Origin of the sequence: Lunatimonas salinarum, assembly GCF_017811155.1 — a bacterium.
Classification (GTDB): Bacteria; Bacteroidota; Bacteroidia; order Cytophagales; family Cyclobacteriaceae; genus Lunatimonas; species Lunatimonas salinarum.
On record NZ_JACVCV010000054.1, the window covers coordinates 1 to 2,463 of the forward strand.

At 37.1% G+C, this 2,463-nt stretch carries 2 protein-coding genes; both read right to left on the bottom strand.

Annotated features, from left to right (window positions below; translation table 11 throughout):
* Positions 1 to 79: 79 nt before the first annotated feature.
* Positions 80 to 1,771 carry a DUF262 domain-containing protein gene (locus IAQ59_RS21700; protein WP_209332953.1) on the bottom strand — a complete coding sequence of 564 codons (1,692 nt, stop codon included), beginning with the start codon at positions 1,769 to 1,771 and terminating at the stop codon, positions 80 to 82.
* 503 nt (positions 1,772 to 2,274) lie between these two features.
* A partial coding sequence (locus tag IAQ59_RS21705) for a hypothetical protein (RefSeq protein WP_209332954.1) occupies positions 2,275 to 2,463 on the bottom strand: 189 nt, incomplete at its 5' end.

Genomic DNA, 2,463 nt, shown 5'->3' on the forward strand with positions numbered 1-2,463 from the left:
TGGTGTGAGAGGCGCACCTCGCTAACCTAACGGTTGGCGGGGCCGTCTACTCGATTACCTGCTGTGTTTCCTTCTGTCGTCAAATGTTTGTCATTAAATACTGAACAATTTTTTCTTTCCTACGCTGTATTAAATCTCTTGTCCAAGTTGGATTGTCCTTTGTCATTTCTTGAATTTCCCTTTGTTGTTCCAAGTGGGTGTAACTCGCTCTTTTCTCAGCAAATGGTTTGTTACCAACTGAACAATTATGAGATTTTGAAAGCAGCAAATAGTTCCCTAAAGAGTTGATATGTTGATGTATAAACTCTTCATCGTAAGTGTCGTAACCTGTTTCAGGGTTTTCTGTTTGTGGTGCAATATGCTCTAATTCAGGACTTGTTATATTATCAAATCTTGTCGGGGCATAGCCACTTTTTCCTTGTGATTCAAGATGATTTTCATATTTCCAAAGCAAAAATTTTGCTGTCGAGTGGTTAACTCCACCTTGTAAAGCTCTTTCAAATTCTCTGTTATTCCAATAAGCCCACCACCAAGAATCAGAACCAACATTCTTCATCCATTCAATGCGTTCAATGATTGGCTTTATTGTTGAATTGTCTTCTTTAAACTTTTGGTAAACGTCATTAAGTCTTGAAGTTATATCTGCTCTTGTTCCTATTAGTCTGTGTCTTACCACCAATGATTCAAGACTTGAACAAAGTTGTGATATGTCATTTTTGGAAAGTCCAAATTTGTAAGCTTTAATAATAAAAGGAATAGAAATACCAATGCCACCAAGTGAAATGAGAGAATGAATTTCAAGATTTTCTCTTTGGTCTTTGCCAAAGAATGATGTTAAATGCTCAAAACTTATAGCAAGTGAACGAGTAAAATCCTTTATAAATGAAATTGAATTTTCTTCTGAAAGTAATTTATTGATTTTCTCAATTGCGTTTGATTCCCACAGAGAATTGAAATGAACTCGTAAAGTGTAAACCAAAACATCATCTTCGTTGATATTATATTCAATTGAGGATATTGATTTATAGATTTTTTCAAAGCGGGATTTAATTTCTTCAATTAATGATTCTTTTTCTTCTCCACCATAAAGATGAACATTGAACATAAATTGAGCTTTTATTATCTCCAAATTAGAAGGTTTTTTACCCCTGTTATTTTGGAAGATAAACATTTGAATTGCTTCTGATTCGTCTGTAACTGGGTGGGTTGTGCAAGATGCACTTTGAACAGTTTCAAGCATTTTCAAAAGATATGCTTCATCTTTATTTATTAGTTTTTGAGCAAAAAAGTCAAAAGCCCCCACAATTCTTTTTGCCGATTCTGTTTCAAGTCCGTTTTTGTCCTTTTTGGATTGGTCAATTACATAATCTTTGAAAAGTTGGTTATCATAGTCAACCGTAGCAAAACGGTAAGTTGAATTTCTTCTGATAATATCTTCAAATGTTTCTTGCTCGGTTTCATTTAGCTGTCTTATCTGTTTGAGTCTTGCGAAAAGTGCCGAAAGAAAAATCACAATTGTCGTAAGCCTTTGTTGACCGTCAATTACTCCAAACTTATTGGCTTCCTTTTCTTCAAATAAAAAGTGTCCGAAATAGTATTTTGATTTTGTTGTGCTCCGATTGTAGTCTTCCAAGTCAGTTAAAAAAGTGTTTACTTGTTTGGGCGATTTGCTACTTTCAAATTCTGTGTCCCAAGAATATGCTCTTTGATAAGTAGGAACAAAAATTCTGTTCCCTGCTAACATTTGTTTTATTGTTGTTGATGCTTCCATTCTAAATTATTAGTGTTGTTAAAAAAATCGGTGGTGGCGAAGCCACCACCGAAAAAATCGTTAGAGTTTTGTCCACGAGTGAAAAGTTGAGTCAGGACATCCTGAATTACTTGGTGAAGATTTAGCTTGAATTGTTGTCCCACACTTTTTACAACTGTAATTAGTGTCACCAACTTCTGCAAGTTTTGTCCACGAGTGAAATGTTTTAGCTGAACAACCTGAGTTGCTTGGGCTACTGTCTTTTTTAATTGCTGTTCCGCAATTTTTGCATTGATACCAACTTAAAGCCATTTTTAAAATTGTTTTTTTGTTTGTGCTTACTCTATACGGTTTTCAGCGATCCCCGTTTTCTGCAAATTTCGTTTGTCAGTCCGTCAAACTGTGTCGTTGTGAACGGTCGTCCTAACATAGCAGGTAACGGTCCTCAGCTTGGAGACGGCGGACGTTCGGAACACCTCTCTTCCAGCCTACTCCAATCGTTAACAATATACGAATCTCCTTCTTTAAACGAAACTGTCCGCTGTATCCAAGGTGATGTGTGTGCCCGGCATGGGCATCTGGTATCGAAGATACCATAATATTCCAGAGGGTGCAAGTCCCTTACGTGCGGGGGTAACGCCCCGAAGCGTTAGCAAGTCGCAAGGTGGTTTGCCGTGAGGCATGCACTGAAGGAAGCGAGACTGCAAACCCCG

Excerpts from the sequence above, each read along its gene's own strand:
- IAQ59_RS21700 (WP_209332953.1), bottom strand. The coding sequence starts at position 1,771 with ATGGAAGCATCAACAACAATAAAACAAATGTTAGCAGGGAACAGAATT.